We start from the raw sequence: 26,367 nt of genomic DNA, 5'->3' as shown, positions 1-26,367 counted from the left end.
CCTCTGTCGATACGACTGCGGGGTGAACGTGAAGACCGGGCCCGCGTTCCCGCTGCGGACGGGCGGACTCCGCCGGCCGGATCGTCTATGCTGCGTTGCAAGATCCGGCACAGGATCCAGCGCGGGATCCGGCGCGGGATCCGGCGCGGGATCCCGGGACCAGGATCCGGTGCAGGCTCGGGAGGAGGCGATGTCGATCGAGACCCCGTGCATCAAGGTGTGCAGCGTCGATCGGGCGACGAACCTGTGCGTCGGCTGCGGGCGGACGCTGGCCGAGATCGCCGACTGGTCCGACCTGTCGCCGGAGGAGCGCCGCCGGATCATGGCCGAATTGCCCGGCCGGCTCGACCGCCTGCCCTCCGGCCCGCCCCCACGCGTCGCCGTCGCCTGACAGTGACCCGGGCTTCCTTCCCCAGCAGACCGCCCTCGAAACGGGCGGGGCCCGGAACGGTTTCCCGCCCGGGCCCCAAACGATCAGCCGGCCTGTAAGCCGGGTTCTGTAGGGCGGCGGGTCGCCCCGCCGCGCGACGGCCATTCCTCTGGGACGCCGGTTGCCCGGCGCCTCGAGCGACCTACCCGGACGGCTGGATCCAGACATCGATCCGCAGGCGCGCCCCTTGCGAGGCGAGCCTGCGCGCCGTCCCTATTCGGTTTTGCTCCCGGTGGGGTTTGCCGTGCCGCTTCCGTTGCCGGACGCGCGGTGCGCTCTTACCGCACCGTTTCACCCTTGCCGACGGCCAGAACGCAACGCGGCCGCAGGCGGTCTGTTCTCTGTGGCACTGTCCCTGGGGTCGCCCCCGCCGGACCTTATCCGGCACCGTATGTCCATGGAGCCCGGACTTTCCTCCCCGGCCACCTTTCGGTGCTCGCCGGGACGGCCGTCCGGCCGACTGACGGACCAGGAATGGGGAGGCGAGGCTGCGACGTCAAGGCCCCACCTCCCCACACCGGCAGTGCGGCCAGTGTCCGAAGCACGTCCGTCCCGCGAAGTCGGAGGTCACCTTCGCGGGGAACGGAGGACGCGCCCTAGATGGACCGGCCGAGAATCCGGGGCGGCGCCAGCTTCTGCCGCACCCGCTGCGGCGACGGCGCGAACTGGGCGGCGCGGAACGACTCGCGGAAGAACTCCCCGGCCGCGCAGTACCCCGCCTTGGCCAGCGTCGCGAGACCGACCGGCCGGCCCGACTGGGCCCGGGGCAGCAGGCCCTGAGCCGCGGCATGCGAGAGTGGATGGCGGGGATGCATGGTGGTTCTCCCAATCGAATGACCACGACGGGTATGATATTCGGGAACGAGCGGCTGATAATCGGCCACCCCGGAAACGCATCTTGGACGCGACGGATCGAATTTCGCGCAAGCCTCTCTCCCCGCAATGAAAACCCGTCCCGATGCGCGACCGCGCAATGTTGCGTCGCGATAATGAATCGAGAGTCACTTCCTTCAGGGCAGCAAAAAGGCCCGACGGGCGAGCCCGCCGGGCCTCTTGGGCGGCCGGTCCGGCCTCCGGAGCGGGGCAGCGTCCGGAGCGGAACGGCCGGTCGGATCCGGCGGCGGGTCAGTGCCAGCCGGTGGGGGTCCAGGTGCGGATCGGCTGCGGATTCTTTCGCGCTGCAATCGTGTCGTAGTGTGCACCGCCGAGACGGTCGATCAGCCGAAGGAACCGGCTGGTCAGGGTCTCGGACGGACGGGCGCCATCCTCCAGGAGGGAGGCGTCGCCACGAAGCTCGTAGAGGGTCATCGGATCGTGCTCTTCACTGTGACGTTGGCTCTCCATGTATTCGAAAACCCGCCAAACATAATCACTTCCGCGAGAAAACGACCTTGGAATTCCAGGACCGAGTGAGGGAGCCCGCCTGATGGACCAGGTCACCGACATGCGGGCTTTCGTGCAGGTGATCCAGCGCGGCAGCTTCTCGGCGGCGGCCGAGGATCTGGGCCTCACCCCCTCGGCCGTGTCCAAGCTGGTGTCCCGCCTGGAGGACCGGCTGGGGGTCCGGCTGCTGCACCGCACAACGCGGCGGCTGGCGCTGACGCCCGAGGGCGAGACCTATCTGGTGCGGGCCCGCGACATCCTCAGCGCCATCGAGGACGCCGAGACCGAGGTGGCGCGGGCGAGCACGACCCCGCGCGGCAAGCTGCGGCTCAACACCGGCAGCGCCTTCATGCTGCACGAGCTCGCCGCCGCCCTGCCCGACTTCCTGGCCCGCCATCCCGAGATCGAGATCGAGATCACGGTGACGGACCGGGTCGACAACCTGGTGGAGAACGCCGACGTGGCGATCTGCATCGGGCCGATCGCCGACCGGTCGCTGGTGGCGCGGCGCTTCGCCTCGACCGAGCGCGGCATCTACGCGGCGCCCCGCTACCTGGAGCGGCGCGGCATCCCGCAGACGCCGGACGAGCTCGACAATCACGACTGCATCGTGCTGAGCTCGGTGCCCTCCATCAACCACTGGCCGTTCCGCGCCGGCAACGAGATCCGCACCTTCGAGGCGCGCGGACGGCTGGTGGTGGACGACGCCGAAGCGGCGCTCCGGCTCGCGGTCAGCGGCGCCGGGCTGGTGCATCTGAGCGATCTGCTGGTCGGGAACGCGGTGCGGCGGGGCGAGCTGGTGCCGCTCCTCACCCAGCACCACATGGTCGAGCCGGTGCCGGTGTCGGCCGTCTACCCGCAGGGCCGGCACCGCATGCTCAAGGTGCGGGTGTTCATCGACTTCCTGGTGGAGCGCTTCGGCGACGCCCCGTGGCGCACCCGGGTCGGCCGGCCCGGCCTGTCGAGCCCGACGCCCGCCGGGTCGTAGGCTGCGCCCGTCGGGCCGCCGGCGGTCCGGCGGCGGACCCGAGCGGCGGCGCCCCGGGCGTCCGGCGCGAGGCCGGACGCGCCGCGACCGCTCAGAAGCGCGGCATGTAGTAGGTGTTGAACGCCGAGTTCAGCATCGCCCGGGCGGCCCGGGAGAACAGGCCGGCCTTCTCGCCCTTCGGGGCGGCATGCTCGGCGGTCTTGGCGGCCTCGGTGCGGGCGATTTTCTCAGACATCAATTCATTCCTTTCGGGGGCGACTGCCGACCGGCAGCCGGCAACGTCCGTGTTTATACGCAGGACGCCCTCTCCCGAAAAGATGGTGCGTCGCACAACGACCTGTGAACGGCCGGACGCAATCCCTGAATCGTAGTTTTAGCCCACGACCCGATCGGTGTCGGGCTCAACAAGTGAATCTTTCTTCTCGATAATGCGCTGCAGGGTGGCGACCGTGGAGGCGTCGGCGATGCCGTCGACCCGGGCCGGGCGGAAATGGCGCTGGAACGCCGCGACCACCAGGGCGGTCGGCCCGCCATAGGCGCCGTCGCGCGGCACCGCGTAGCCGAAGCCGGCGAGCCCGGCCTGCAGGGCAGCGACCGCCTGCCCCTCGTCGCCGGGCGCGAGCGCCGGCCCCGGCGTGTCGAGCGGCGCCGGCGGCCCCCACAGGCCGACCCCGGCGCCGGCCAGGGCGTCCCACGGAAAGATCTCGCCGGGATCGCGCTTGCGGTCCGGCGCGACGTCCGAATGGGCGAGCACCCGGTCGGCCGGGATGCGGTGGCGGGCCAGGATGTCGCGGCACAGCGCCGTCACCGCCTCGATCTGCACGGGCGGGAACGGCGGGCAGCCGAAGTCGTGGCCCGCATTGGCGATCTCGATGCCGATCGCGCGCGAGTTCACGTCGGTGTCGCCGGCCCAGCACGACACCCCGGCATGCCAGGCCCGCCGCGCCTCGGCGACCATCTGCACCACCGTGCCGTCCTCGCGCACCAGGTAGTGGCACGAGACCTTGGCGGCCGGATCGCACAGCCGGGCCAGCGCCTCCACGGTCGAGACCATGCCGGTGTAGTGCAGGAGCAGGATGTCGGGGCGGCCGCCGCGCCGGCCGGCGGCGCGCGACTCGTGACTGGGCGACGGATGGATCTCGGCGACGAGCGGCGAATCGGCGGACGGCACGGGCATGGCCCCACTGTGCCGCCGCCGCCGGGCCGGACGCAATCCCGCGCCGCCGCGCGCGGACCGCGGCGGCCGAAACGACGAACGGCCCGGAGCGTGCTCCGGGCCGTTCGCCGGTCTCGTGGATCGGATCGGGATCAGCGGTTCGGCGTCCCGGTCGCGGCGCCCGAGCCGGTGCCCATGTTGGTGCGCGGCGTGGTCGCAGCGCCACCGCCCGTCCCGGCCGCGCCCGAGCCGGCGCCCGTCGTGGTGCGGTTGGTGTCGTCCGAGGTCTTGAACTCGGCCTGCTGCTGGAGCTGGTCCTTGGTCATCGACAGGCGGAGCTGGTCGGAGCTCGTGTTGTTGCGCCCGCTGTTCGCCGCGATCACCTGGAACGACGACACCGGCAGGGCGATGTCCTTCTGGCCGATGCCGAGGAAGCCGCCGACGCCGACGATCAGCGCGTCGACCTTGCCGGACTTGTCGAACAGCACGTCGCTGACGTCGCCGATCTTGGCGTCGTCGGTGCCGATCACGTCGGTGCCCATGAACTTCGACGCGAGCCACTGGTTCGGGCTCTGCTGGGTGATCACCGCGCCGGCGCCGGCGCTGGTGTTGGAGCCCATGGCGCCGGAGCCGGAGCTCGAGCCCATGCTGCTGCCGGTGCTGCTGCCGGTGCTGCCGGGCGTGGCGTTCGGCGCCGGCGACTGGGCCAGCGCAGTGGACATCATCAGGCCGCTCACGGCCGCGACGGCCACGAGATTGCGGATCATTGGAGTGCCTCCATCGTCGATGAATCGTGCAGGGCCGAGCGTCGCCCCGTGGCAGGGCCGAGCATCGCCCTGTGCCGTGACAACCCCCGCCCCGGACACCTGTTCCGCAGGTCTCGTGGTGAAACCCTACTGTGCGGCGGGCTGCGCCTCGCCCTCCGCCGGCGTGTCGCCGGCGGCGACGGAGCGGCGTACCACCGTCACGGTGCACGGCGCCTGAGCGACCACCTGGGCCGAGACGCTGCCAAGGTAGCGCCGCAGCGAGGACGAGCCGCGCGCCCCCATCACGATGTGGTCGACGTTGTTGTTGCGGGCGTATTCGACGATGGCGGCGGCCGGATCGGGCGACTCGAAGACGTGATAGGTGATGCGGTCGCCGTCGACCGGCAGCGGCCGCGCCCAGTGCTTCAGCTCGACCAGGCGCTGCAGATGCGGATTGCGGCCGTGCGCGTCTTCCAGCGGATCGAGGGCGATGCGCGAGGTCTTGAGCACGTTGACGCAGGCGAGCCGCGCGTCCGGCACGGTGGCGAGCACGCGACGCAACGCCGCGGCGATGGCGTCGCCGAGGTCGTCGGCGGCGCCGAGGTCGACGGCGGCCATCACGATCGGCGAGCGGTCGATGACGCCGGCGATGCTGCGCATCCGCAGCGGCGGCGCGTTGCGCACCTTCAGCCAGCGCGACAGCACGGTGAGCGGGCCGTCGCGGTCGCGCCGCGCGGCGCGCTCGGTCAGCGCGACGCCGTCGGGATGCTGCAGGTCGAAGCGCAGCTGCGCCGCCGAGGCGTAGCGGGCGTCGCGGTCGATCTCCAGGCAGCGCAGGATGATCTCCTGCAGCCAGGGCGGCACCAGCGGGTTCCAGCGGGTCGGCGGGAACGGATCGCGCCATAGCCGCCGGCGCCACTCGGCCTCGCGCTCCGGCTCGCCATAGGGCCGCTCGCCGGTCGCCAGGAAGTACATCGTCACGCCCAACGAGAAGATGTCGCTCCGCGGATCGCCGCGGAAGCGACGCACCTGCTCGGGCGCCACATAGGCGCCGGTGCCGACCGGCTCGTCGAACTCCTCGGCGATCAGGTCGGGCAGCTGGTCGTGCCGCGACAGGCCGAAGTCGATCAGCACGGCGGAGCCGTCGTCGCGCAGGATGATGTTGGACGGCTTGAGGTCGAGATGGGTGACGTGCTGGCGGTGGATGCTGTACAGCGCCTCGGCGATCGCGGCGCCGATGCTCGCCACCTGGGTGGCCGGCAGCGGCGTCTCGGCGAGCAGCGTCTTGAGCGGCCGCCCGGCGACGTGCTCCATCACGATGTAGGGCCGCTCGAAGTCGCCGGAGGCGACGAAGCGCGGCACGTGCGGGCCGGAGAGCCGCGCCAGGATCATCTGCTCCTGCTCGAAGCCGACGATGGTGAGCGGATCCTCGCCGCGCCGCAGCAGCGGGATCTTCATGATCAGCGGCAGCGTGTCGCCCTCGCGCGAGACGCGCCAGAAGTCGGCCATGCCCCCTGGGTCGAGCTGCTGCTCCAGCTTGAAGCCGTCGATCACCTGGCCCGCCGAAAGCGACCGCACATTGATCACGGGAGGGGGTCCTGTATGTCGACGGCGCCGCACCGCATGGCACGATCGTCGTGATCCGCTCGTCCCCGCGAAGGCGGGGACTCAGCGGCGACACGGCAGGACGGCTGGAGTCCCGTTTTCGCGGGAATGAACGGAGTGCGCGGCACCGCCACCTCAGTACCCCTCGTACAGCCGGTAGGCGAGGCCGACCGGGAGGCCGGCCTCGATGATCTTCCGGGCGGCGCCGTCGATGTCGTAGGGCACCCGGACATAGGTGAGCACGTCGGTGGCGTCGTCGAGCACGGCGTAGCAGGCGGCCGGGTTGCGGTCGCGCGGCTGGCCGACCGAGCCGATCACGGCGAGCCAGCGCCGGCGCTGGGTGAGCGGGATCTCGACCCGGTCGACCGGGTCGAAGCTCGCGAACTTGCCCGTCACCGACATGTGGAACAGGGCCGGCACGTGGGTGTGGCCGCAGAAGGTGACGTGCGCCTGGGTCGCCACCAGGGCCCGCGACGCCGAGTAGAGGTCGGTGATGTAGCCCCAGCCGGCCGGATCGACCGGGTCGGCGTGTACGTAGAGCACGCTGCCCCGCTCGGCCACCAGCGGCAGCCGCGCCAGGAAGTCGCGATGCGCGTCGCCGATCACGGTGCGGGTCCAGGCGATCGCGGCGGCCGCGTCGTCGTTCATGTCGGACCGGGTGCCGATCGCCGCCGCGTCGTGGTTGCCGAGCACCGCGACCGCACCCCGCGCGACGAAGTCCATCACGGTGTCGAGCACGAAGGCCGGATCGGCCCCGTAGCCGACGAAGTCGCCGAGGAAGACATAGGCGTCGATGCCCGACCGCGCGGCATGGTCGAGACAGGCCTCGAGCGCCTCCCGGTTGGCGTGAATGTCACTGATCAGGGCTGTGCGCATGAGCGGATGCCGCCCCCCGGCTGCCGGCAACGTTTCCTTAAGTTTAACCGCTGCTAATCGACGTGTCGCGGGCTCTCGTCGGGCCCGCGGATCACGCTGGATTCCATTGACGCCCATACCATCCCATGGTATCCCAACATTACCCAGCGTTCATGTCCTTGTCCGCCCCGGCCGGCGTGCCCGGCGCCCGGCGGACCGCGTACGAGGCCAGCGTCAGGCCGGCGTGGAGTCCGCAGTCGCATGGACCGCTTCGTGGGACAGTTCACGGCGCGGCTCGATGCCAAGGGACGGGTGTCGATTCCGGCCCCCTTCCGCGCGGTGCTCGCCCGGGACGGCTTCGAGGGGCTGTACTGCTATCCGAGCCTGGACCGGCCGGCGGTCGACGTGGGCGGGCATGCCCTGCTCGGCGAGATCGAGCAGCTGATCGCCCGGTTTCCGCCCTACTCGGACGAGCGGGAGGAGTTTCTGGTCGCGCTCTACGGGCGGAGCGAGACCCTGCGTGTGGACGGCGAGGGCCGGGTGGTGCTGACCGAGATGATCAAGACTCACGCCGGGATCGGCGACACGGTCGGCTTCGTCGGGCTCGGTCACAAGTTTCAGATCTGGGAACCGGACGGCTTCCGCGCGCATCTAGCCAAGGCCACTGCGACGGTGCGCGCGACGACCAAGCGGCTGGGTTCCGAGCGCGGGGCGCCTGGCGCCGGAGCACGGGAATGACGGCGGGCCGCGACGCCCCCGGCCGAGAGGCCCACGGGGGTGTCGCTGGCGGACCGGCTCGCCACATTCCCGTGCTCGCCGCCCCCGCCATCGACCTGCTGGGGGTCCGGGAAGGCTTGGCGGTCCGCGACGCGCCGAACACCGGGGCTCTCTACATCGACGGCACCTTCGGGGCGGGCGGCTACACCCGCGCCATTCTCGATGCCAGCCCCGCGGCCCGCGTGATCGCGCTCGACCGCGACCCGACCGCCATCGCGGCCGGCCGGGACCTCGTCGACGCGTCGGGCGGCCGGCTGACCCTGGTCGAGTCCCGCTTCTCCGAGCTCGACGCGGTCGCCGCGCCCGGCACGGTGGCCGGCGTCGTGCTCGACATCGGCGTCTCCTCGATGCAGATCGACGACCCGGAGCGCGGCTTCTCGTTCCGCTTCGACGGCCCGCTCGACATGCGCATGGGCCCGGACGGACCGTCGGCCGCCGACCTCGTCGCCCGCGCCGCCGAGCGCGATCTCGCCGACGTGATCTTCCAGCTCGGCGAGGAGCGCCACTCGCGCGCCGTCGCCCGCGCCATCGTGCGGGCCCGCGCCGAGGCGCCGATCGCCACCACGGCGCGGCTCGCCGAGATCGTCGCCCGGGTGGTCCGCCACAAGCCCGGCGACATTCATCCCGCGACCCGCACGTTCCAGGCGCTGCGCATGATGGTCAACGACGAGCTCGGCGAGCTGGCGACCGCCCTCCTCGCCGCCGAGCGCGTGCTGGCGCCGGGCGGCCGCCTCGTCGTCGTCTCCTTCCACTCGCTCGAGGACCGGCTGGTGAAGACCTTCCTGGCCGGCCGCTCCGGCGCCGGCGGCGTCTCCCGCCACATGCCCGAGACCGCCCGCCCCGCCGCGAGCTTCACGGTGCTGACCCGGCGGCCGGTGACGGCCGACGACGCCGAGCTCGCCGCCAATCCGCGCGCCCGCTCGGCCAAGCTGCGCGCCGCCGAGCGCACCGCCGCGCCGGCCTGGACGGCGGCGCCGGCCGGCCTGCCGCCGCTGCCCGACCTCGACGCCATGCTGCGGGGAGGCTGACATGCGGCTGCTCAACGTCATCGTCGTGGTGCTGCTCGTCGTCGCGGCGGCCTATGTCTACAAGATCAAGTTCGAGGCGACCGTCGAGGCCGAGCGGGTCGCCAAGCTGCGCACCGAGATCGCCCGCGAGCGCGACAAGGCGGCGGCGCTGCGCGCCGAGGCGGCCAAGCTCGAGAATCCCGGCCGCATCCAGGCGCTGGCGCAGCGCCACCTGAAGCTCCAGCTCCTCGACGCGACCCAGATCGAGTCGTTCGACAAGCTGCCGCCCCGCCCCGCCCCGCCGGCGCCCGTCGACGCCGATCCGATCGGCGCCATGCTGGACGCCGCCGCCCCGGCCGAGGCCACCGGCAGCGTGCCGTCCGGCGCGCCCGTGACGGGCGTGGCAGGAGGCCGCCGATGACCACGCCGCCCCCCGGTCCGCCCTCCGGCCAGCCGGCCGCCCAGCCGTCCGCTGCGCCGGCCGCGCCCGACGCGCCGCACGTGCCGTGGCACCGCCGGCTGATCCAGGTCCTGCTCTACGACCGCAAGATCGACCGCACCCGCAAGACCCGCGCCCGCATCGGCCTCGCCGTGCTGGTGTTCGGCTGCATCTACGCCGTGATCGGCGGCCGGCTGGTGCTCTACGCGGTCGCCCCCGAGACCCATGCCAGCCGCCGCTCCGGCGGCTCCGACGCGGTGGCGACGGCGCGGCCCGACATCCTCGACCGCACCGGCGAGATTCTGGCGACCGACGTGCGGGTGCCGTCGCTGTTCGCCGAGCCGCGGCGGCTGATCGACGCCGACGAGGCGGCCGAGCTCCTGACCGCGGTGATGCCGGATCTCGACACCGGCGACCTGCGCGACCGGCTCGACTCGAAGAAGGGCTTCGCCTGGCTCAAGCGCGAGATCTCGCCCAAGCAGCAGAAGGAGATCCATCGCCTGGGCATCCCGGGCGTCGGCTTCCTCAACGAGAACAAGCGCGTCTATCCGAACGGCCGCGAGGTGTCGCACCTCATCGGCCACGTCAACGTGGACAACCAGGGCATCGCCGGGCTGGAGAAGTATCTCGACACGCGCGGGCTGGCCGACCTGCACCGCGCCGGCTTCGCCTCCGACCGCCAGCAGGAGCCGCTGCAGCTCGCCGTCGACCTGCGCGTCCAGCACGCCATGCACGACGAGCTCGGCCGCGCCCGCGAGAAGTTCAAGGCCAAGGCCGCCGCCGGCGTCGTGCTCGACGTCGACACCGGCGAGATCGTCGCCATGGTCTCGCACCCCGACTACGACCCGAACAACCCGAAGGAGGCGCTCGATCCCAACCGGATCAACCGCCTCACCACCGGCGTGTTCGAGATGGGCTCGGTGTTCAAGGCGCTGACCGTCGGGATGACGCTCGATTCCGGCAAGATGACGCTGAACTCGTCGGTCGACGCGCGCGGCGCGCTGCACTGGGGCAAGTTCAAGATCAGCGACTATCACGCCCAGAACCGCGTGCTCTCGGTGCCCGAGGTGTTCACCTACTCGTCGAACGTCGGCGCCGCCAAGATGGCGCTGGCGGTCGGCGTCGAGGGCCACAAGCAGTACCTGCGCAAGATCGGCCAGCTCGACCGGCTGCGCACCGAGCTGCCGGAGAGCGCCGAGCCGATCGTGCCGAAGCGCTGGGGCGAATTGAACACCATCACCATCTCGTTCGGACACGGCCTCTCGGTCGCGCCGCTGCAGGCGCTGATGGGGGTCGCCGCGCTGATGAACGGCGGCTGGCTGATCCAGCCGACCTTCCTCAAGCGCAGCCCGGAGGAGGCGCGCGCCGTCGCCAAGCGGGTGATCAAGCCCGAGACCTCGGTCGCCATGCGCTACCTGATGCGGCTCAACTCCGAGAAGGGCTCGGGCAAGACCGCCGAGGTGAAGGGCTACTATGTCGGCGGCAAGACCGGCACGGCCGAGAAGGTGGTCGGCGGCCGCTACTCCAAGACCAAGCTCTTGTGCGACTTCATCGCCGTGCTGCCGGCCGACAAGCCGCGCTACGTCGTGCTGATCATGCTCGACGAGCCGCAGCCGACGCCGGAGACGCACGGCTACGCGACCGCCGGCTGGAACGCCGCGCCGACCGCCGGCAAGGTGATCGCCCGCATCGCCCCCCTGCTCGGCCTGGAGCCGCGCTTCGACCTGCCGCCGGCCGACCAGCTGATCCTCGGCCGCGGCGTCGGCCGCAGCGCCGACCTGACCTCCTCGACCACCCGCCGCGAGGCACGCCCCGCCTCCCGCCCGGCCGCGGCGCCGCCCACCTCGCTCCAGCCCCCGGCCGTCCGCCCGCCCGCCTCGGTGCCGGCGACAGGGCGGTGAGGGGTTCCAAACCGTAGAACCGTAGGATGGGAGGAGCCGCAGGCGATAACCATCCTACGCGCCGTGAATCGGCGCGTAGGTGACCGACACGTCCACATGCAGGCCGATCGGATCGTCCGGACGGCCGGCGAAGCTGCCCGAGATCGGGCTCGCCTGCGCCGCGTCCCGGGTCGTGCCGACCCGGATCAGGTTCGCGCCGGCGAGCAGGCCGTTGGTCGGGTCGTACTCGACCCAGCCGGCGCCCGGCAGGTACACCGAGCACCAGGCGTGCGTGCTGCCGCCGCCGACCGTGCCGCCCGACGTGTCGTCGTAGAGATAGCCGGTGACGAAGCGGGTCGCGACGCCGAAGCTGCGCAGCGCCTCCATCATCAGGACGGCGAAGTCCCGGCAGGTTCCGCTGCCGCCCCGGATGGTGTCGGCCGCGGTCTGCGTCCCCTCCTCGTAGCGGGCCCGATAGCCGAACTGCGCCTTGATCGCGCGGGTCATCGCCGCGAGGACGTCGAGGGTGTCGGACGATCCCGCCTCGCCGAGCATGCGCCGCGCCCAGGCCGCCACGGTGCCGTCCGGGTCCGGCTCCTGCGGCACCGCCAGCTGCCCGAGATCGGCGCGTTCGCCCGCGGCGTAGGCGAACGGAAACGCCTCCGCCTGCGGCTCGAGGATGTAGCGGGGCAACGGCGGCCCGTCGGGATGATGCGTCAGGTCGAGCGTCGAGACGATGGTCAGCCGGTCGGTCCGCGTGGCGTCGCTCCAGTCGAGGAAGCAGATCGAGTTGCCGAAGATGTCGTGCTTCCAGGTCGTCCGGGCCGGGGCCGGCGCGACGACCAGGTCGGCCCGGTGCAGGCGCAGGTCGTGGCTCTCGTCCGGCCGCACCATCAGCCGGTGCCGCCCGAGCCCGACGGGCGTGCGGTAGGCGTATTCGGTCGTGTGGACGACTTCGAGCCTGGCCATGGACCTGATCACGACGGCGGGGTGACGGAGCGATCGCCGTCGGTCACGACGACGGCGCACGCGTGCTCCACGCCGCGATCGTAGCCCGGGTCTCGCCGCAGGCGAAACCCGGGATCTGTCGCCCGGACCGCGCAAGCGCCGAACGTGGCTCCCCTCGTCCGACGTGCTGCTTGACGCCGTAGGACAGTTGCCCTAGAAGATTTTAGGTCAAATGTCCTACGGCGCGGGCGATGGCATCCTGTCTCCGCGCCCCTGTCCGCGGAGGCGAGTCGTGACGGCGAGCGAGACCCGTCGGCAGATCGTCGTTGCGGCGGACCGGCTGTTCTACGAGCGCGGCTTCGAGGCGACCTCGTTCGCCGACATCGCCGGCGCGGTGCGGCTCTCGCGCGGCAACTTCTACTATCACTTCCGGACCAAGGACGAGATCCTGCAGGCCGTGATCGCGCATCGCATCGACGCGACGCAGGCCGTGCTCGACGCCTGGGAGGCCGGCGCGGACTCGCCGGCCGAGCGCATCCTGAGCTTCGTCCGCATCCTGATCACCAACCGGACCGCCATCATGGCCCACGGCTGCCCGGTCGGGACGCTCTGCAACGAGCTGTCCAAGCTGGATCATGCCGCGAAGGACGACGCGGTCCGCCTGTTCACGCTGTTCCGCGGCTGGCTCGTCCGTCAGTTCACGGCGCTGGGCCGCGAAGCCGATGCCGATGCCCTGGCGCTGCACGTGCTGATGCGCAGCCAGGGCGTCGCCACGCTCGCCACCGCGTTCCGCGACGAGGCGTTCGTTCGTCGCGAGATCGACGACGTGGCGGCGTGGCTGACGGCCCAGTGCCCGCCCGCCTCGCCACCGGCGTCCCGCCCGCACCCCTGAAGGAGACATCCATGTTCGTCGTCACCCTCCGCTTCGCCGACAAGACGAAGGCCCCTCGCCTCATGGACGGCCACGACGCCTGGATCAGGCGCGGCTTCGACGACGCCGTCTTCCTGCTGGTCGGCAGCATCCGGCCGAACGCGGGGGGTGCGATCCTGGCGCACAACTGCTCCCGCGCCGAGATCGAGCGCCGCGTGCAGGACGATCCCTTCGTCGCCGAAGGCGTGGTCGCCGCCGAGATCGTCGAGATCGCCCCCGGCCGCGCCGACCCCCGCCTCGCCTTTCTCCAGGCCTGAGCGGGCATCGCCCGACGAGCGCGGAACCGGAAGGAACCGGCTGCGCTGCTGCGTCAACAGCAGACGGAGTCGCGGCTCATCCCGCGAGAGCCTCCTCCAGCACCGCGACGAGAGCATCCCGTTTTTCCGTCGGAACCTTGTCGAGATTCAACCGGCGCCACTTCACGGCGGGCAGCGCGGCGGCGGCGGGCACGCCCAGCAATGACCAGTCGGGTTGTCCCCGTTCGAAGGAGACGAGGAACCGACGATGCTCGTGAGGCATCCTGCCGACGATGTCCGCAACGAGGCGTTCGCGGACCTCGACCAGCTCGTCGATGGACACGGGTTCGCCGGTCATGCCCTCGAAACCGCGGGCGAACTCGGGGGCGATGTCCAACCGGGTCGGGCGCAGAACCTCGGCCATCGGACGGTCGTGACTCAACAGGTAGATGACGAAGGCACGGCGCAGCGCATCGTCGATTCCCTCGTTGGCGAGAAGGTCGCGCACGTCGAACAGATCGCGCGGATGCTGCCGGTCGAGCGCGGCGACGATCTTGCCCGCATAGAGGTCGGCGAACGACACGATCTGCATCTCGGCGAAGCCGAACGCGTCTTCGACGGCTCCGGAGACGCTCCGCTGCTCGGGGTCGAAGACGCAGCCGCGCAGCACCGGGGTGACCTCGACCTTGGTCTGCACGCCGTCCGCCCGGACCAGCAGCTTCGTCACCGTTCCTTCGATCGCGCTCTCGTCGGCCCTCGCGCCTTTGATCTTGTCCCTGACGCGAGCGCCGATCCGCTTCATCGCCGCGTCGATCGCCGCGAGCGAGGCGGCGCGCGGCTCGACCGGCAGGTAGGTGAGGTCGGCATCGACAGAAAGCCGGGGCATGTCGCGAACGAACAGGTTGATCGCCGTTCCACCCTTCAGCGCGAACACCCTCTCCTCGGCGACGAGGGGCAGGACGCGCAGGAGCAGGGCGGCCTGTCGGCGATAGATCTCAGCGAACCCCATTCAGGTCCCCCGGGACCGTGATCTGATAGGTCCGGTCGAGCTTCCCTCCCTTGACGAGCGATCGCTTGCCCTCGCCGAGCGAGACGGCATCCTTGTCGAGCCGCCCGAGCCAGGCGTGCCGATGGCGGTCGGCGAAGAAGAAGAACAGCCGCTTCACCTTCACGCTGCGGCATTCGGTCAGCAGTGCCTGGAGGCGCCGGGGGCTGAGCGTCGAGAGGCCGTCCATCAGCATGTCGACCTGATGGAAGCTCTCGCGATCGGGCAGCTCGTCGAGAAGCTCGAGGACGGCACGCTCCGGCGTGGACAGGGTCAGCGGCCAGTCCCATTGGCCCCAGGGCTGCACCGTCCAGTGTCCATGAGGATCGAGCGGGGCCGATCCGCTCCAGTCGAGCCGGCCGGGCCCTCTCCGGCCCACGGCGTCGCCGAACAACCTGCGATCGTTGTGATGAACGAAGCGCGTGTCGAGCGGCAGCTTGTCCAGCCACCCGGGTGGCGCCTCGGGGCCGTAGAGATGCACCTCGGTGACGGCGTGCGGAAGGTAATGAGCGTAGCCCTGCAGGTCGAGGGCCGTGCGACCGCCGACGAGAAGCGACCGGCCCAAAAGGGTCTGCAGCGAGACCACGACCTGCTGCCAGGACAGGGACCCTCGCGGACGGCGGTAGACGCCACGGGCGGGCTGCTCCAGCCACCCTGCCCGCACATACTTGCTCCGCAGGGAGGTGGAGTAGCCGTGCGCCGTGAGCCATCCCGCGTCGACGACGAGCCCTTCGGGAAGGCTGCGCTCCAGCCAGTTCAGCTTTCCTGCGAAATGCGTAGCCATGCTACGTATATTGGCAGATTCTCAAACCGGCATCCAGCCCGTCGTCGCAGTCGAGCCCCCGTAGCCCGGGTTTCGCCGGGGGCGAAAGCCGGGAACCTTCGCCGAGACCGGGCCGGAAGGACCCGGCCTTCGCTTGCGCTCAGCCCGGGCTACGAGCTGCGAGCGAGGGAGCGATCGATCAGCGAGCGCGCCGGCCAACGCGTCGACGATGCCGCCGATCGGGCCGGCAACCACGTTGCTGACCGCGCCGAGGACGAGGGATGCCATGTTAGAGGAGCAGGCCAAATGCTGGATCGTGCGCGAGAGGCGTCGTCAAAAAGTCGCTCGGAACGACTGAGTGGTCCACAACATATATTCTATTGCCCTCAAACCGCTTTTAGCGTTAGGATTACAATCAGCGACACTCCACCGCAAAGAATCGCGTATTGCGTGGGCTAGGATTACGCGGAATTCAATTCCACGTTAATTCGCTATTGGCTGTAAAGCAGCACCGGTCCAAATGTCATGTTCTCGGCAGCACGACGCGCGGCTACTCTTGCTATTTTAACTCTTCAACCAACGTATGTAGGCTTTGATATGCGCGATGACGGCACACTGATAGTTGCAATCCCGTCAAATGGCGGCTTGGTGATCGCGTCCGACAGCCGGTTAAGCGTGGAATCTTCGTTTTGCGACGGCGTTGAGAAGTTCATTGAACTTCAACGCCCGGAACGCTTGTTACTGTTTGTAACCGGACGTCGCGGATTTTGGCCCGCCTCAATAACTATTGCGCCAGACCCTTGCACTTTCATTAAAACAAACTCTCGTGAGTTTGATTTTGGAGAGACAGCCAAAGCGTACATTGAGAATTTCTCCGGACGACCTTCTGAACTCGACCTGAAATCCCTTTCAGATCATTGCATAAAAGCACTGACAACATATATCGGCGAGCATCCATATCGACTTAACGGAATGAGCGTGACCTCATCACTTACGCTTGCTTCTTTTGATATCGAGACTTCAACTTATCAAATAAATACTATTGAATTTAGCACTGAAATGACCTCAGGAGGAAATATAAGTTCGAAATTGATTTTAGACGCAAAAGGATCCGGAGATGACGAGCTAGCTGAGCCATATGTATTCGGAGAGCTAGATTACTACCAGACGCATGTGCATAATCGCCTTAAGGATGAGCCCATCCGCCAGTCGACAAGACAATTTCTCTCGAAAGCGCAAAAGGTCGGCGAGACATCGCCACAAGACGCCGCAGATCGCGCCGCCGATATGATCGAGGCTGCATCCCGCCGCACGTTGGTGGTCCCGGCGTCAAGCGGAATCGGCGGCCCTGTTGCTGTGCGATTGGTGGGCGCAACGGCACGCCCCAGTAAGTTGACCATTTCGCCACCGCCATGAAGAGGGTGATCGTTTTGGCGCCACAATCCAGCGTCGAACGGCGGATTAGCGTCGCCGATCAAAACGGTTGAGACCGATAGAAATGGAATCTGTCGAAAACGGTAGGATATTCGAACACAAACGCGATCCGTCGCGCCCAGGCCTCGGGCAAGTCGTTCTCGGCGACGGCGCGCCCCGAGTAGGCGTGCACGATCGTGCGCGAGCCGGTGGCGATCGCGGCGTGCTTGGCCGGAATCACGGCGACAGTGCACTCAATTGCTTAGGCCTCGGCGCGCATTTGCTGAGCACCGCCCCCGTAGCCCGGGTTTCGCCGCAGGCGAAAGCCGGGATCCTCCGCCGAGGCCGGGCCGGAAAGTCCCGGCCTTCGCTTGCGCTCAACCCGGGCTACGGGCTGCGGCTTCGGTCCGGGCCACGACCTGCAACGCCCCCCCCTCACAGCCCCAGCGGCCACACCAGCGGGCATTCCGTCGTGGGGTACTCGCACAGGCCGGCGCGGTCGCTGTTGCAGGGCGGGTCGTAGCGCCCCAGCAGGTCCTGGGCGATCTCCTGGCGGCGGGCCGGGTTGCCCTCCAGGCGGACGAAGATGCTGTTGGCGCCGATGCGCTCGAAGCACGCGGTGCGGCAGTGGGTCAGCGGGCTGTCGGAGAGGTCGCGGGTCTCGCCCACATAGACGTTGCGATACGTGAACCCGTCCGACACCGGATAGCGGATCGCCACCACGTAGACGGCGCCGGCGGACTTGAACTCGGTGTCGCGGTCGTAGGCGAGGAACTCGTAAGCCTGACCGGACTGCCCCGTGAACGTCGCGGTTGCGAGCGAAGCCATGGCCACCCCCTAAAACATCGACGACCGGCCCACGCGCCACGCGGCGGGGCGCCGGACCCCGGCGAATTCTACCAAAAGGCGAGCCTGATGGCGAATTAGGCAGATGCAAACACCGCTCAACTTTTGGGCTCAAGGACTTGGCGGCGATTGCTGATGCTGCGTCGCAGCATTCGATCCGGCCCGGTCGCTTCCCCCGGTTAACGAACATGCTAAACCGGAGCCGCCGGAGCGCCTGCTTCGGCGGCCGGCCGCACGGGCCGGCCCGATGCACGCGGGGCGGGGACATGCGGCTGCGCGATCTTCTCGATCCGGACGCTCGCTGGGAGGCGCGGCACGGCGACGTGCCGGTCACGGCGGTGACGGCCGACAGCCGCGCCGCGACGCCGGGCGCCCTGTTCGCGGCGGTGCCGGGCACCCGGGCGGACGGGCTGACCTATGTGCCGGCCGCGCTGGCGAACGGCGCCGTGGCCGTGATGGCCGAGCGGGCGCCCGCCACGCCCCTGCCCGACGGCGTCGCGCTGGTGCTGGTGGAGAACGTCCGCGCCGCGCTGGCCCGCGCCGCCGCGCGTCTCCACGCCCGCCAGCCGGCCGTGATCGCCGCCGTCACGGGCACGAGCGGCAAGACCTCGGTCGCCTCCTACACGCGCCAGCTCTGGGCGGCGCTCGGCCACCAGGCCGCCTCGATCGGCACCATCGGCCTGGTGACGCCGACCGAGGAGCATTACGGCTCGCTGACCACGCCCGACCCGGTCGCCCTGCACGCGACGCTCGACCGCATCGCCGGCGAAGGGGTGACGCATCTGGCCCTGGAGGCCTCCTCGCACGGCATCGAGCAGCACCGGCTCGACGGGGTGCGGGTGGCGGTCGCCGGCTTCACCAACATCACGCGCGACCACCTCGACTATCATCTCACCTTCGAGGCGTATCTCACCGCCAAGCTGGGCCTGTTCGAGCGCCTTCTGGCGCCCGACGGCACCGCCGTGATCGACATCGACCACCCGCATGCCGACGCCGTCCTCGACGCGGCGCGCGCCCGCGGCGTGCGGATCCTCACGGTCGGGCGCAGCAGCGCCGCCGACATCCGCGCCGCGGCCGAGGAGATCGACGGCTTCTCGCAGACCGTCACCATCGTGCATGCCGGCCGCAGCGCGCGGGTGCGGCTGCCGCTGGTCGGCGCCTTCCAGGTCGACAACGCGCTGGTCGCCGCCGGCCAGGTGATCGCCACGGGCGGCGAGCCCGCCGCCGTGTTCGAGCAGCTCGAAGGCCTCGAGGGCGCCAAGGGGCGGCTGGAGCTGGTCGGCCACCGCTGCGGCGCGCCGATCTTCGTCGACTACGCCCACAAGCCCGACGCGCTCGCCAAGACGCTCGACGCGCTGCGCCCCTACGCCAAGGGACAGCTCGTGGTGGTGTTCGGCTGCGGCGGCGACCGCGACACCGGCAAGCGGCCGCTGATGGGCGCCATCGCGGCCGAGAAGGCCGACCGCGTCATCGTCACCGACGACAATCCGCGCAGCGAGGACCCGACGGCGATCCGCGCCGCGATCCTGGCCGCCGCCCCGGGCGCGGTCGAGATCGGCGACCGCCGCGAGGCGATCCGGCAGGCGATCGACGACCTCGCCGAGGGCGACGTGCTGGTGGTCGCCGGCAAGGGCCACGAGACCGGCCAGACCATCGCGGGCACCACCCTGCCGTTCAGCGACCACGAGGCGGTGACGTCCGTCCTGCGGGAGAAGACCTCGGCCCACCGGGAGAAGAGCGCATGACCACGCCGCCGCTGTGGACCGTCGGCGACATGGCCGCCGCCATGTCGGCAGAGGGGTCCGGCCCCCTGCCCGCCGCGATCGTCGGCCTGTCGATCGACAGCCGCACCGTGTCGACCGGCGAGGCCTTCTTCGCCATCGTCGGGGAACGGCTCGACGGCCACGACTTCGTCGCCAAGGCGCTGGCGAACGGCGCCGCGCTCGCGGTGGTGTCGCAGGCCCGGCGGGCCGAGTTCCCGGCCGACGCGCCGCTGCTCGTGGTGCCCGACGTGCTGGAGGGCCTGCGCCACCTCGCCCGCGCGGCGCGCGCCCGCTCGCCCGCCCGGGTGATCGCCGTCACCGGCTCGGTCGGCAAGACCTCGACCAAGGAGGCGCTGCGCGTCGCGCTGCGCGCCGACGGCGAGACCCACGCCTCGACGGCCTCGTTCAACAACCACTGGGGCGTGCCGCTGTCGCTCGCCCGCCTGCCCGAGACGGCGCGCTATGCGGTGTTCGAGATCGGCATGAACCACGCCGGCGAGATCACGCCGCTGGTCGCGCTGGTGCGGCCGCACGTGGCGATCGTCACCACGGTCGAGCCGGTGCATCTCGAGTTCTTCCCCGACGTCGCCGCCATCGCCGACGCCAAGGCCGAGATCTTCGGCGGGCTCGAGCCCGGCGGCGCCGCCGTGATCAACCGCGACAACCCGCATTTCGAGCGGCTGAAGCGCCGCGCCGCCCAGGCCGGCGTCGAGCGCATCGTCTCCTTCGGCGAGAACGCCAAGGCGGACGCGCGGCTGCTCAAATACGCCCTGCAGGACGACGGCTCGACCGTCGAGGCGTCGATCCTCGGCAGCGTGGTCGACTACCGCATCGGCGCCCCGGGCCGCCATTTCGTGCTCAACTCGCTCGCCGTGCTGGCGGCCGCGAGCCTCGCCGGCGCCGACCTCGCGCTGTGCGCGCTGGCGCTCGCCGGGCAGCGCCCGGCCGCCGGCCGCGGCACCCGGATGGAGCTCGCGATCCCGGGCGGCCGCGCGCTGCTGATCGACGAGAGCTACAACGCCAACCCGACCTCGATGCGGGCCGCGCTGGCGGTGCTCGGCCGGGCGCCGGTCCACGGCCGCGGCCGCCGCATCGCCGTGCTGGGCGACATGCTGGAGCTCGGCGCCGCGGCGACCGGCCTGCATGCCGGCCTCGCCGAGGCCGTGGTGGAGAGCGGCGTCGACCTCGTGTTCTGCGCCGGCCCGCTGATGCGCGCCCTGTGGGACGCGCTGCCGGCCGACCGGCGCGGCGGCTGGGCCGCCAATTCCGAGGAGCTCGAGCCGCAGGTGCTCGCCGAGATCCAGCCCGGCGACGCCGTGATGGTGAAGGGCTCGCTCGGCTCCCGCATGGGGCCGATCGTCAAGGCCCTGGCCCGCCGCTATCCCGCCCCCGCGGCGTCCGACGACCTTCCAGTGCGAGGCTGATCCGCATGCTCTACTGGCTCGCCGACCTCTCCGATGTCTTCACGGCGTTCAACGTCTTCCGCTACATCACCTTCCGGGCCGCCGGCGCGATCGTCACCGCGGCCCTGTTCGTGTTCCTGTTCGGGCCGACCATCATCCGCATGCTGCGGGTGAAGCAGGGCAAGGGCCAGCCGATCCGCGCCGACGGGCCGAAGTCGCATCTGCTCACCAAGGTCGGCACGCCGACCATGGGCGGGCTGATGATCCTGTCCGGCCTCGTGGTGTCGACCGTGCTGTGGGCGAACCCGGCCAACCCCTATGTCTGGATCGTGCTCGGCGTGACGCTCGGCTTCGGGATGATCGGCTTCTACGACGACTACCTGAAGGTGACCAAGCAGACCCATGCGGGCTTCTCGGGCAAGACCCGGCTCGCGCTGGAGACGCTGATCGCCGTGATGGCCTGCTTCGCCCTCGCCATGCTGGGCCGGGCGCCGCTCGCCACCTCGCTCGCGCTCCCCTTCGTCAAGGACATGGTGCTCGATCTCGGCTGGTTCTTCCTCGCCTTCGGGGCCTTCATCATCGTCGGCGCCGGCAACGCCGTGAACCTGACCGACGGCCTCGACGGGCTCGCCATCGTGCCCGTGATGATCGCCGCGGCGAGCTTCGGCGGCATCTCCTGGGTGGTCGGCAACGCCGTGTTCGCCGACTACCTGCAGCTCAACTTCGTCCCCGGCGCCGGCGAGCTCGCGGTGCTGTGCGGCGCGATCCTGGGCGCCGGGCTCGGCTTCCTGTGGTTCAACGCCCCGCCCGCCTCGGTGTTCATGGGCGACACCGGCTCGCTGGCGCTCGGCGGCCTGCTCGGCTCGATCGCGGTGGTCACCAAGCACGAGGTGGTGCTCGGCATCATCGGCGGCCTGTTCGTGCTGGAGGCCGTCTCGGTGATCGTCCAGGTGGTCTCGTTCAAGCTGACCGGCAAGCGGGTTTTCAAGATGGCGCCGCTGCATCATCATTTCGAGCAGCTCGGCTGGACCGAGCCGCAGATCGTGATCCGCTTCTGGATCATCTCGGTGGTGCTGGCGCTGGCCGGCCTCTCCACCCTGAAGCTGAGGTGAGCCGATGATCCCCGTCACCACGCTGGAAGGCAAGAAGGTGGCGATCTTCGGGCTCGGCACGTCCGGGCTCGCCACCGCGAGCGCGCTGTTCGCCGGAGGCGCCGACGTGGTCGGCTGGGACGACAGCGAGGAGCGCATCGACTACGCCACCAGCGCCGGCATCCCGACCGCCGACCTGCGCACCATCGACTGGTCGCGCGTCTCGGCGCTGGTGCTGGCGCCCGGCGTGCCGCTCACCCATCCGGCGCCGCACTGGACGGTCGGGCTCGCCCGCGCCGCCGGCGTCGAGGTGATCGGCGACATCGAGCTGTTCTGCCGCGAGCGCGCCGCCCACGCGCCGAACGCCCATTTCGTCGCCGTCACCGGCACCAACGGCAAGTCGACGACGACGGCGCTCACCGCCCACCTGCTCGCCGCCGCCGGCCGCGAGGTGCAGATCGGCGGCAACATCGGCACCGCGATCCTGTCGCTGAAGCCGCCGCAGCCCGGCCTCGTCCACGTCATCGAGGTGTCGTCGTTCCAGATCGACCTCGCACCGAGCCTCGACCCCTCGGTCGGCATCCTGCTCAACGTCACCGAGGACCACCTCGACCGCCACGGCACCATGGAGACCTATGCGGGCCTCAAGGAGCGCCTGGTCGCCGGCGTGCAGGAGGGCGGCACCGCGGTGATCGGCGTCGACGACGACTGGAGCCAGGCCGCCGCCGACCGGGTCGCCCGCGCCGGGCGCGACGTGGTGCGCGTGTCGGTGCGCCGGCCGCTCGCCGACGGGATCTATGTCGAGGGCGGCCGCATCCTGCGCGCCGAGGGCGCCGCGTCGCGCGAGATCGCCCTGCTCGGCGGCATCGCCACGCTGCGCGGCACCCACAACGCCCAGAACGCCGCCTGCGCGGCCGCGGCGGCGCTCGCGCTGGGCCTCTCGCCGGCGCAGATCCAGGCGGGCTTGCGCACCTATCCGGGCCTGCCGCACCGGATCGAGGAGGTCGGCCGCTACGGCTCGATCCTGTTCGTCAACGATTCCAAGGCGACCAACGCCGACGCGGCGGCGCGCGCGCTCGCCTGCTTCTCCGACATCTTCTGGATCGCCGGCGGCAAGCCGAAGACCGGCGGCATCGCCCCGCTGGAGGGCTTCTTCCCGCGCGTGCGAAAGGCCTATCTGATCGGCGAGGCGGCCGAGGAGTTCTCCAGGACGCTCGACGGCAAGGCGCCGTGGACGATCGCCGGCACGCTCGACAAGGCGGTCGCCCAGGCCGCCGAGGACGCCGCCGCGGCCCATCTGCAGCAGGCCGTGGTGCTGCTGTCGCCCGCCTGCGCCTCCTACGACCAGTTCAGGAACTTCGAGCTCCGCGGCGACGCCTTCCGCAAGCTGGTGAAGGCGCTGCCCGGGGTGAAGTGAAGCCGGGTGCCGTCATTCCGGGGCGCGAACCCACCTGACGTCGCGACTCGCGTCACCGCACCGCGATGGCGATGTCGCGCAGGACGTTGGCCTCCAGCTCGATCTCGGAGATGCGCGACTTCAGCACGTCGCCGATGCTGATCACGCCGACGATGGCGTCGCCCTCCTTCACCGGCAGGTGGCGGATGCGGCGCAGCGTCATCACCTTGGCGACCTCCGCGACGGTGTCCTGCGGGCTGCAGGTGATCACGGTCCGGGTCATCAGATCGGCGACCTGGAGCACCGGCAGGGTGGCGCCGTGCTCGGCGAGCCCGTAGGCGACGTCGCGCTCGGACACGATGCCGTCGAGGCTGCGGCCGTCGCGGCTGACCAGCATCACGCCGACGCGGGCGGCGCGCAGGCGCGCGGCGAGCGCCTCGACCGACAGCGTCGGCTCCACCATCATCACGGCGTCGGGCTTGCCCTTCAGAAGATCGGCGACACGCATGCAGGCCTCCTCGGCCGCCGCGGCGCCGCCGGCGACCGCTCGCCCGCCAGCCCGCGGCCGGCCCCTCCGGGAACGAACCACAGGGGCCGATGCTAAGCCGCGGGCCGCGGCGCCGCCACCGGCCGCGCGGTCACAAACGCGCGCGGTCGGCTTACGAAGTGGCGCGATGCGACACTTGCGAAGGGTCTGGCGGCGGGTCTCGCGGCGATCGCGGCGCCGGCCGCCCGCGGGCGGCCGGTGCGGCGCGGCCGGCTCACGCCGCCTTCAGCACGGCCCGCCGGTCGGCCCGGGCGATGCGCGAGATCAGGTACTCGACCTCGCCCTTGGCCGCGGCGTTGAGGGTCGCGCCGGGCTTCCTCTGGGCGTCGCAGGCGATCAGGCCGCGGCGCATGTAGACGTATTTGCGCACCGCGAGGCCGAGCGGGCCCTGCTGCTGCTCGTAGCGCAGATAGGGCAGATGCGCGTCGAACAGGTCGTGCGCGTCGTCGCGCCTGCCGGCCGCCGACAGCTTCACCACGTCGACCAGCATCTCCGGGAAGGCGTAGCCGGTGTTGGCGCCGTCGGCGCCGCGCTCCATCTCGAAGTCGAGGAACAGGCCGCCATTGCCGGTCAGGATGGCGATGTGGCGCATCGCGCCGTCGGCCTCGAAGCCGCGCAGCGCCGTGATCTTGTCGAGCCCGGGCCAGTCCTCGTGCTTGAGCACCACGCAGCTCGCGTTCTCGGTGACGATCCGCCGGATGACGTTCGGCGTCATCACCACCGAGAAGGTGAGCGGATAGTCCTGCAGCACGAAGGGCACGTCCGGGCCGATCGCCTCGGCGGCCTGGCGGTAGTAGCCGACGATCTGGTCGTCGGTGCGCAGCGTGTTGGGCGGGCCGATCATCACGCCGGAGGCGCCGAGCTCCATCGCCTCGCGGGCGAGCGAGCGCATCGCCGCGAAGCCGGGCGCCGAGACGCCGACGACGATCGGCGCCTTGAAGCGCTTCGCCACCAGCTCGACGATGGCGCGCGCCTCCGAGAACTCGAGCTTCGGCGCCTCGCCGAGCTGGCCCAGGATGGTGATGCCGTCCACCCCGCAGGCGGCGAAGTGGTCGGTGAGCTTCGCCATCGAGTCCATGTCGACCCGGCCGTCCGCATGGAACGGGGTCGGGGAGATCGGGATCACGCCCTTGATGGCAGACGTCAGGCTCACGGTGTCGTCTCCTCGCTCGTGCAACCGCCGGGTGTTTTCGGGATCGACCGGCCGGGCGGCCGCAGGATGGTCTCGGGGAGCGCGACTGTGCCCCCTCGCAGGGCTGCGGTCCAGAGCCCGATGCCGCCGCGCCGCATGGGGGCGCTGCGGCGGCGGCAGCGCCCGTCGCGGCGTGCTCCTTCGGCGCGCGCCTTCAGATCGACTCGGGCGGCTCGCCCGCGAAGGCGCGGGCGATCAGCGCCGCGATCGCGGCGCGCTCGAGCGGCCGCGGATTGGGATAGGGCCGCGCCAGCGCCCGCTCGGCGGCGAGCGCGATGCCGTCCGCCGGCATGCCGAGATCGGCGAGCGCCCGCTTCGCCCCGACCGCCCCGGCCAGATCCCACAGCGCCCGCGCCGGATCGGCGCCGAGCACCCCGGCGAGCCGCGCCATCGCCTCCGGCACGGCCGGCGCGTTGTAGGCGAGCGCGTGCGGCAGCACCGCCGTGTGGGTCTCGGCGTGCGGCAGGTCGAAGCTGCCGCCGAGCGTGTGGCAGAGCTTGTGATGCAGGGCCATGCTCACCGAGCCGAGGCAGACGCCGGAGAGCCAGGCGCCGTAGAGCGCGTCGGTGCGGGCCGCGACATCCCGCGGATCGCGCACCAGCGCGGGCAGCGCGCGATGCAGCGCGGCGATCGCCTCGACCGCCATCAGCGCGACGATCGGATTGCGGTCCGGCGCGTAGAGCGCCTCCACCGCATGGGCGAGCGCGTTGATGCCGCTCGTGCCGGACAGCGCCGGCGGCAGGCCGAGCGTGAGATCGACGTCGTAGACGACCACCTCCGGCCGGATCGCCTCGCTCGATTGCGTGACCTTCTGGCCGTCCCTGGTCTCGCCGAGGATCGGGCTCATCTCCGAGCCCGCATAGGTGGTCGGCACGACGATCTGGGGCATGTCCGTGCGCAGCGCGATCGCCTTGCCGAGGCCGGTCACCGAGCCGCCGCCGATCGCCACCACGCCGTCCGCGCCGGTCTCGGCGACGAGCTGCATCGCCGTCTCGGTGACGGCGACCGGCGTGTGCATCACGGCACCGGGAAAGATCGCGGCGGCGCGCGGCCCGAGCGCCTTTGCCACCGCCTCCGCCGTCGCGGCGCTCGACCGCGTGGTGACGATCAGGACGCGCGACAGCCGCAGCCGCTCGACCTCCTCGGGAACCGCCGCGACGGTGCCGCGGCCGAACACCACCCGCACCGGGTGGGACGCATAGACGAACCGGTTCATTGCAGACTCACTGGATGAGCGGGCGGAGCCTCGTGGGCGCCGAGAGGGCTTTGCACGGCCTCTCGGTCGTCGTCGTCCGCGCAGGCGAGGGCTTTGCAGAATCCGTCATTCCGGGGCGCGCCACCCGGGTCGGCGCTTCGCGCCGCCCGAGTGCAGGCTCCGGCGCGAACCCGGAATCCAGCTCCGAACTCGGCATTCCGGGCTGGATTCCGGGTCCGACGCTCCGCGTCGTCCCGGAATGACGAGTTCTGCAAAGTGGGGCGAGCCCGCGCGCGAAGCGTCCGTCCATGCGACGGCTGGTATCGCCCGCC

At 70.8% G+C, this 26,367-nt stretch carries 27 protein-coding genes and 1 other RNA gene; 13 read left to right on the top strand and 15 right to left on the bottom strand.

Going from position 1 to position 26,367, the window contains the following annotated elements; genetic code table 11:
* Positions 1 to 190 precede the first annotated feature (190 nt).
* Positions 191 to 391 (top strand): DUF1289 domain-containing protein, encoded by a 201-nt coding sequence (locus J2S22_RS00470; RefSeq protein WP_272776207.1) that lies wholly within the window; start codon positions 191 to 193, stop codon positions 389 to 391.
* Between the two features lie 79 nt (positions 392 to 470).
* Here the strand turns inward: J2S22_RS00470 and rnpB are convergent.
* The 3 genes from rnpB to J2S22_RS00455 all read right to left on the bottom strand — a co-directional run bounded on the left by rnpB (position 471) and on the right by J2S22_RS00455 (position 1,738).
* An RNA gene (gene rnpB, locus J2S22_RS00465) (RNase P RNA component class A) lies at positions 471 to 894 on the bottom strand.
* A 132-nt stretch (positions 895 to 1,026) separates the two neighbouring features.
* Positions 1,027 to 1,245: a hypothetical protein gene (locus tag J2S22_RS00460; RefSeq protein WP_272776208.1), complete on the bottom strand. Its 219-nt coding sequence runs from the start codon at positions 1,243 to 1,245 to the stop codon at positions 1,027 to 1,029.
* Positions 1,246 to 1,555: 310 nt separating this feature from the next.
* Positions 1,556 to 1,738, bottom strand: a complete 183-nt coding sequence (locus J2S22_RS00455) for a hypothetical protein (RefSeq protein WP_272776209.1) — start codon at positions 1,736 to 1,738, stop codon at positions 1,556 to 1,558.
* A 118-nt stretch (positions 1,739 to 1,856) separates the two neighbouring features.
* On the opposite strand from J2S22_RS00455, the gene J2S22_RS00450 reads away from it, so the two are divergent.
* Positions 1,857 to 2,801, top strand: a complete 945-nt coding sequence (locus tag J2S22_RS00450; protein WP_272776210.1) for a LysR family transcriptional regulator — start codon at positions 1,857 to 1,859, stop codon at positions 2,799 to 2,801.
* A 91-nt stretch (positions 2,802 to 2,892) separates the two neighbouring features.
* Here the strand turns inward: J2S22_RS00450 and J2S22_RS00445 are convergent, their stop codons facing one another.
* From J2S22_RS00445 to J2S22_RS00425, 5 genes are all read right to left on the bottom strand, one after another.
* A complete protein-coding gene (locus J2S22_RS00445) occupies positions 2,893 to 3,036 on the bottom strand; it encodes a hypothetical protein (RefSeq protein WP_272776211.1) in 144 nt (47 codons plus the stop codon).
* A gap of 138 nt (positions 3,037 to 3,174) precedes the next feature.
* Positions 3,175 to 3,978 (bottom strand): N-acetylmuramoyl-L-alanine amidase, encoded by an 804-nt coding sequence (locus J2S22_RS00440; RefSeq protein ID WP_272776212.1) that lies wholly within the window; start codon positions 3,976 to 3,978, stop codon positions 3,175 to 3,177.
* 131 nt (positions 3,979 to 4,109) lie between these two features.
* Entirely contained in the window at positions 4,110 to 4,724 is a 615-nt protein-coding gene (locus tag J2S22_RS00435) for a PRC-barrel domain-containing protein (RefSeq protein ID WP_272776213.1), read from the bottom strand.
* A 126-nt stretch (positions 4,725 to 4,850) separates the two neighbouring features.
* Entirely contained in the window at positions 4,851 to 6,290 is a 1,440-nt protein-coding gene (locus tag J2S22_RS00430; protein WP_307155778.1) for a bifunctional serine/threonine-protein kinase/universal stress protein, read from the bottom strand.
* A 153-nt stretch (positions 6,291 to 6,443) separates the two neighbouring features.
* Positions 6,444 to 7,184, bottom strand: coding sequence for a metallophosphoesterase family protein (locus J2S22_RS00425; protein WP_272776214.1), 741 nt, complete (start codon positions 7,182 to 7,184; stop codon positions 6,444 to 6,446).
* A gap of 240 nt (positions 7,185 to 7,424) precedes the next feature.
* Here J2S22_RS00425 and J2S22_RS00420 point away from each other — a divergent pair, with 240 nt between their 5' ends.
* The 4 genes from J2S22_RS00420 to J2S22_RS00405 are packed head-to-tail and all read left to right on the top strand — an operon-like array spanning position 7,425 to position 11,287.
* The gene (locus tag J2S22_RS00420; protein WP_272776215.1) at positions 7,425 to 7,901 is read left to right on the top strand and encodes a division/cell wall cluster transcriptional repressor MraZ; all 477 of its coding nucleotides are present in this window, start codon (positions 7,425 to 7,427) and stop codon (positions 7,899 to 7,901) included.
* Positions 7,898 to 8,968 carry a 16S rRNA (cytosine(1402)-N(4))-methyltransferase RsmH gene (gene rsmH / locus J2S22_RS00415; protein ID WP_272776216.1) on the top strand — a complete coding sequence of 357 codons (1,071 nt, stop codon included), beginning with the start codon at positions 7,898 to 7,900 and terminating at the stop codon, positions 8,966 to 8,968. The genes J2S22_RS00420 and rsmH overlap by 4 nt, the downstream gene beginning before the upstream one ends.
* Position 8,969: 1 nt before the next feature.
* Positions 8,970 to 9,368, top strand: coding sequence for a cell division protein FtsL (gene ftsL / locus J2S22_RS00410; protein WP_272776217.1), 399 nt, complete (start codon positions 8,970 to 8,972; stop codon positions 9,366 to 9,368).
* Positions 9,365 to 11,287 (top strand): peptidoglycan D,D-transpeptidase FtsI family protein, encoded by a 1,923-nt coding sequence (locus tag J2S22_RS00405; RefSeq protein ID WP_272776218.1) that lies wholly within the window; start codon positions 9,365 to 9,367, stop codon positions 11,285 to 11,287. The genes ftsL and J2S22_RS00405 overlap by 4 nt, the downstream gene beginning before the upstream one ends.
* A 54-nt stretch (positions 11,288 to 11,341) precedes the next feature.
* Here the strand turns inward: J2S22_RS00405 and J2S22_RS00400 are convergent, their stop codons facing one another.
* Complete coding sequence (locus tag J2S22_RS00400) at positions 11,342 to 12,235, bottom strand: transglutaminase family protein (RefSeq protein WP_272776219.1); 894 nt, start codon at positions 12,233 to 12,235, stop codon at positions 11,342 to 11,344.
* 271 nt (positions 12,236 to 12,506) lie between these two features.
* Here J2S22_RS00400 and J2S22_RS00395 point away from each other — a divergent pair, with 271 nt between their 5' ends.
* Together J2S22_RS00395 and J2S22_RS00390 are read left to right on the top strand one after the other, a co-directional pair.
* Positions 12,507 to 13,106, top strand: coding sequence for a TetR/AcrR family transcriptional regulator (locus J2S22_RS00395; protein ID WP_272776220.1), 600 nt, complete (start codon positions 12,507 to 12,509; stop codon positions 13,104 to 13,106).
* 11 nt (positions 13,107 to 13,117) lie between these two features.
* Entirely contained in the window at positions 13,118 to 13,402 is a 285-nt protein-coding gene (locus J2S22_RS00390) for a YciI family protein (RefSeq protein ID WP_272776221.1), read from the top strand.
* Between the two features lie 76 nt (positions 13,403 to 13,478).
* On the opposite strand, the gene J2S22_RS00385 is transcribed toward J2S22_RS00390, so the two are convergent.
* On the bottom strand, positions 13,479 to 14,390 hold the full coding sequence (locus J2S22_RS00385) for a nucleotidyl transferase AbiEii/AbiGii toxin family protein (protein WP_272776222.1): 912 nt from the start codon (positions 14,388 to 14,390) through the stop codon (positions 13,479 to 13,481).
* Positions 14,377 to 15,210, bottom strand: a complete 834-nt coding sequence (locus J2S22_RS00380) for a type IV toxin-antitoxin system AbiEi family antitoxin domain-containing protein (RefSeq protein WP_272776223.1) — start codon at positions 15,208 to 15,210, stop codon at positions 14,377 to 14,379. The genes J2S22_RS00385 and J2S22_RS00380 overlap by 14 nt, the downstream gene beginning before the upstream one ends.
* 504 nt (positions 15,211 to 15,714) lie before the next feature.
* On the opposite strand from J2S22_RS00380, the gene J2S22_RS00375 reads away from it, so the two are divergent.
* The gene (locus tag J2S22_RS00375) at positions 15,715 to 16,605 is read left to right on the top strand and encodes a hypothetical protein (protein WP_272776224.1); all 891 of its coding nucleotides are present in this window, start codon (positions 15,715 to 15,717) and stop codon (positions 16,603 to 16,605) included.
* Positions 16,606 to 17,037: 432 nt separating this feature from the next.
* Here J2S22_RS00375 and J2S22_RS00370 read toward each other — a convergent pair whose 3' ends face one another.
* On the bottom strand, positions 17,038 to 17,430 hold the full coding sequence (locus tag J2S22_RS00370; protein WP_272776226.1) for a hypothetical protein: 393 nt from the start codon (positions 17,428 to 17,430) through the stop codon (positions 17,038 to 17,040).
* 284 nt (positions 17,431 to 17,714) lie between these two features.
* Here J2S22_RS00370 and J2S22_RS00365 point away from each other — a divergent pair, with 284 nt between their 5' ends.
* Genes J2S22_RS00365 through murD form a run of 4 tightly spaced genes read left to right on the top strand, consistent with a single transcriptional unit; the run spans position 17,715 to position 23,122 of the window.
* Positions 17,715 to 19,193 carry a UDP-N-acetylmuramoyl-L-alanyl-D-glutamate--2,6-diaminopimelate ligase gene (locus J2S22_RS00365; protein WP_272776227.1) on the top strand — a complete coding sequence of 493 codons (1,479 nt, stop codon included), beginning with the start codon at positions 17,715 to 17,717 and terminating at the stop codon, positions 19,191 to 19,193.
* Positions 19,190 to 20,635, top strand: a complete 1,446-nt coding sequence (locus J2S22_RS00360; RefSeq protein WP_272776228.1) for a UDP-N-acetylmuramoylalanyl-D-glutamyl-2,6-diaminopimelate--D-alanyl-D-alanine ligase — start codon at positions 19,190 to 19,192, stop codon at positions 20,633 to 20,635. The genes J2S22_RS00365 and J2S22_RS00360 overlap by 4 nt, the downstream gene beginning before the upstream one ends.
* A 5-nt stretch (positions 20,636 to 20,640) precedes the next feature.
* On the top strand, positions 20,641 to 21,726 hold the full coding sequence (gene mraY / locus J2S22_RS00355) for a phospho-N-acetylmuramoyl-pentapeptide-transferase (protein ID WP_272776229.1): 1,086 nt from the start codon (positions 20,641 to 20,643) through the stop codon (positions 21,724 to 21,726).
* Between the two features lie 4 nt (positions 21,727 to 21,730).
* A complete protein-coding gene (gene murD, locus J2S22_RS00350; protein ID WP_272776230.1) occupies positions 21,731 to 23,122 on the top strand; it encodes a UDP-N-acetylmuramoyl-L-alanine--D-glutamate ligase in 1,392 nt (463 codons plus the stop codon).
* A gap of 52 nt (positions 23,123 to 23,174) precedes the next feature.
* Here murD and J2S22_RS00345 read toward each other — a convergent pair whose 3' ends face one another.
* From J2S22_RS00345 to J2S22_RS00335, 3 genes are all read right to left on the bottom strand, one after another.
* The gene (locus J2S22_RS00345; RefSeq protein ID WP_272776231.1) at positions 23,175 to 23,609 is read right to left on the bottom strand and encodes a CBS domain-containing protein; all 435 of its coding nucleotides are present in this window, start codon (positions 23,607 to 23,609) and stop codon (positions 23,175 to 23,177) included.
* Positions 23,610 to 23,862: 253 nt separating this feature from the next.
* Positions 23,863 to 24,801: a dihydrodipicolinate synthase family protein gene (locus tag J2S22_RS00340; RefSeq protein WP_272776232.1), complete on the bottom strand. Its 939-nt coding sequence runs from the start codon at positions 24,799 to 24,801 to the stop codon at positions 23,863 to 23,865.
* A 193-nt stretch (positions 24,802 to 24,994) separates the two neighbouring features.
* Complete coding sequence (locus J2S22_RS00335; RefSeq protein ID WP_272776233.1) at positions 24,995 to 26,056, bottom strand: maleylacetate reductase; 1,062 nt, start codon at positions 26,054 to 26,056, stop codon at positions 24,995 to 24,997.
* Positions 26,057 to 26,367: the final 311 nt, after the last annotated feature.

This window comes from Rhodoplanes tepidamans (assembly GCF_030813915.1).
GTDB lineage: Bacteria > Pseudomonadota > Alphaproteobacteria > Rhizobiales > Xanthobacteraceae > Rhodoplanes > Rhodoplanes tepidamans.
This window is presented reverse-complemented; position numbering and strand designations above follow the sequence as displayed.

What these genes read in the sequence shown, in the direction of transcription:
- murD (WP_272776230.1), top strand. Translation starts at nt 21,731, where the DNA reads ATGATCCCCGTCACCACGCTGGAAGGCAAGAAGGTGGCGATCTTCGGG.
- J2S22_RS00420 (WP_272776215.1), top strand. Translation starts at nt 7,425, where the DNA reads ATGGACCGCTTCGTGGGACAGTTCACGGCGCGGCTCGATGCCAAGGGA.
- J2S22_RS00390 (WP_272776221.1), top strand. Translation starts at nt 13,118, where the DNA reads ATGTTCGTCGTCACCCTCCGCTTCGCCGACAAGACGAAGGCCCCTCGC.
- J2S22_RS00335 (WP_272776233.1), bottom strand. Translation starts at nt 26,056, where the DNA reads ATGAACCGGTTCGTCTATGCGTCCCACCCGGTGCGGGTGGTGTTCGGC.
- J2S22_RS00385 (WP_272776222.1), bottom strand. Translation starts at nt 14,390, where the DNA reads ATGGGGTTCGCTGAGATCTATCGCCGACAGGCCGCCCTGCTCCTGCGC.
- J2S22_RS00425 (WP_272776214.1), bottom strand. Translation starts at nt 7,184, where the DNA reads ATGCGCACAGCCCTGATCAGTGACATTCACGCCAACCGGGAGGCGCTC.
- J2S22_RS00405 (WP_272776218.1), top strand. Translation starts at nt 9,365, where the DNA reads ATGACCACGCCGCCCCCCGGTCCGCCCTCCGGCCAGCCGGCCGCCCAG.
- ftsL (WP_272776217.1), top strand. Translation starts at nt 8,970, where the DNA reads ATGCGGCTGCTCAACGTCATCGTCGTGGTGCTGCTCGTCGTCGCGGCG.
- J2S22_RS00445 (WP_272776211.1), bottom strand. Translation starts at nt 3,036, where the DNA reads ATGTCTGAGAAAATCGCCCGCACCGAGGCCGCCAAGACCGCCGAGCAT.
- J2S22_RS00450 (WP_272776210.1), top strand. Translation starts at nt 1,857, where the DNA reads ATGGACCAGGTCACCGACATGCGGGCTTTCGTGCAGGTGATCCAGCGC.
- mraY (WP_272776229.1), top strand. Translation starts at nt 20,641, where the DNA reads ATGCTCTACTGGCTCGCCGACCTCTCCGATGTCTTCACGGCGTTCAAC.
- J2S22_RS00435 (WP_272776213.1), bottom strand. Translation starts at nt 4,724, where the DNA reads ATGATCCGCAATCTCGTGGCCGTCGCGGCCGTGAGCGGCCTGATGATG.
- J2S22_RS00440 (WP_272776212.1), bottom strand. Translation starts at nt 3,978, where the DNA reads ATGCCCGTGCCGTCCGCCGATTCGCCGCTCGTCGCCGAGATCCATCCG.
- J2S22_RS00375 (WP_272776224.1), top strand. Translation starts at nt 15,715, where the DNA reads ATGTTCTCGGCAGCACGACGCGCGGCTACTCTTGCTATTTTAACTCTT.
- J2S22_RS00455 (WP_272776209.1), bottom strand. Translation starts at nt 1,738, where the DNA reads ATGACCCTCTACGAGCTTCGTGGCGACGCCTCCCTCCTGGAGGATGGC.
- J2S22_RS00345 (WP_272776231.1), bottom strand. Translation starts at nt 23,609, where the DNA reads ATGCGTGTCGCCGATCTTCTGAAGGGCAAGCCCGACGCCGTGATGATG.
- J2S22_RS00460 (WP_272776208.1), bottom strand. Translation starts at nt 1,245, where the DNA reads ATGCATCCCCGCCATCCACTCTCGCATGCCGCGGCTCAGGGCCTGCTG.
- J2S22_RS00470 (WP_272776207.1), top strand. Translation starts at nt 191, where the DNA reads ATGTCGATCGAGACCCCGTGCATCAAGGTGTGCAGCGTCGATCGGGCG.
- J2S22_RS00370 (WP_272776226.1), bottom strand. Translation starts at nt 17,430, where the DNA reads ATGGCTTCGCTCGCAACCGCGACGTTCACGGGGCAGTCCGGTCAGGCT.
- J2S22_RS00400 (WP_272776219.1), bottom strand. Translation starts at nt 12,235, where the DNA reads ATGGCCAGGCTCGAAGTCGTCCACACGACCGAATACGCCTACCGCACG.
- J2S22_RS00380 (WP_272776223.1), bottom strand. Translation starts at nt 15,210, where the DNA reads ATGGCTACGCATTTCGCAGGAAAGCTGAACTGGCTGGAGCGCAGCCTT.
- J2S22_RS00360 (WP_272776228.1), top strand. Translation starts at nt 19,190, where the DNA reads ATGACCACGCCGCCGCTGTGGACCGTCGGCGACATGGCCGCCGCCATG.
- rsmH (WP_272776216.1), top strand. Translation starts at nt 7,898, where the DNA reads ATGACGGCGGGCCGCGACGCCCCCGGCCGAGAGGCCCACGGGGGTGTC.
- J2S22_RS00365 (WP_272776227.1), top strand. Translation starts at nt 17,715, where the DNA reads ATGCGGCTGCGCGATCTTCTCGATCCGGACGCTCGCTGGGAGGCGCGG.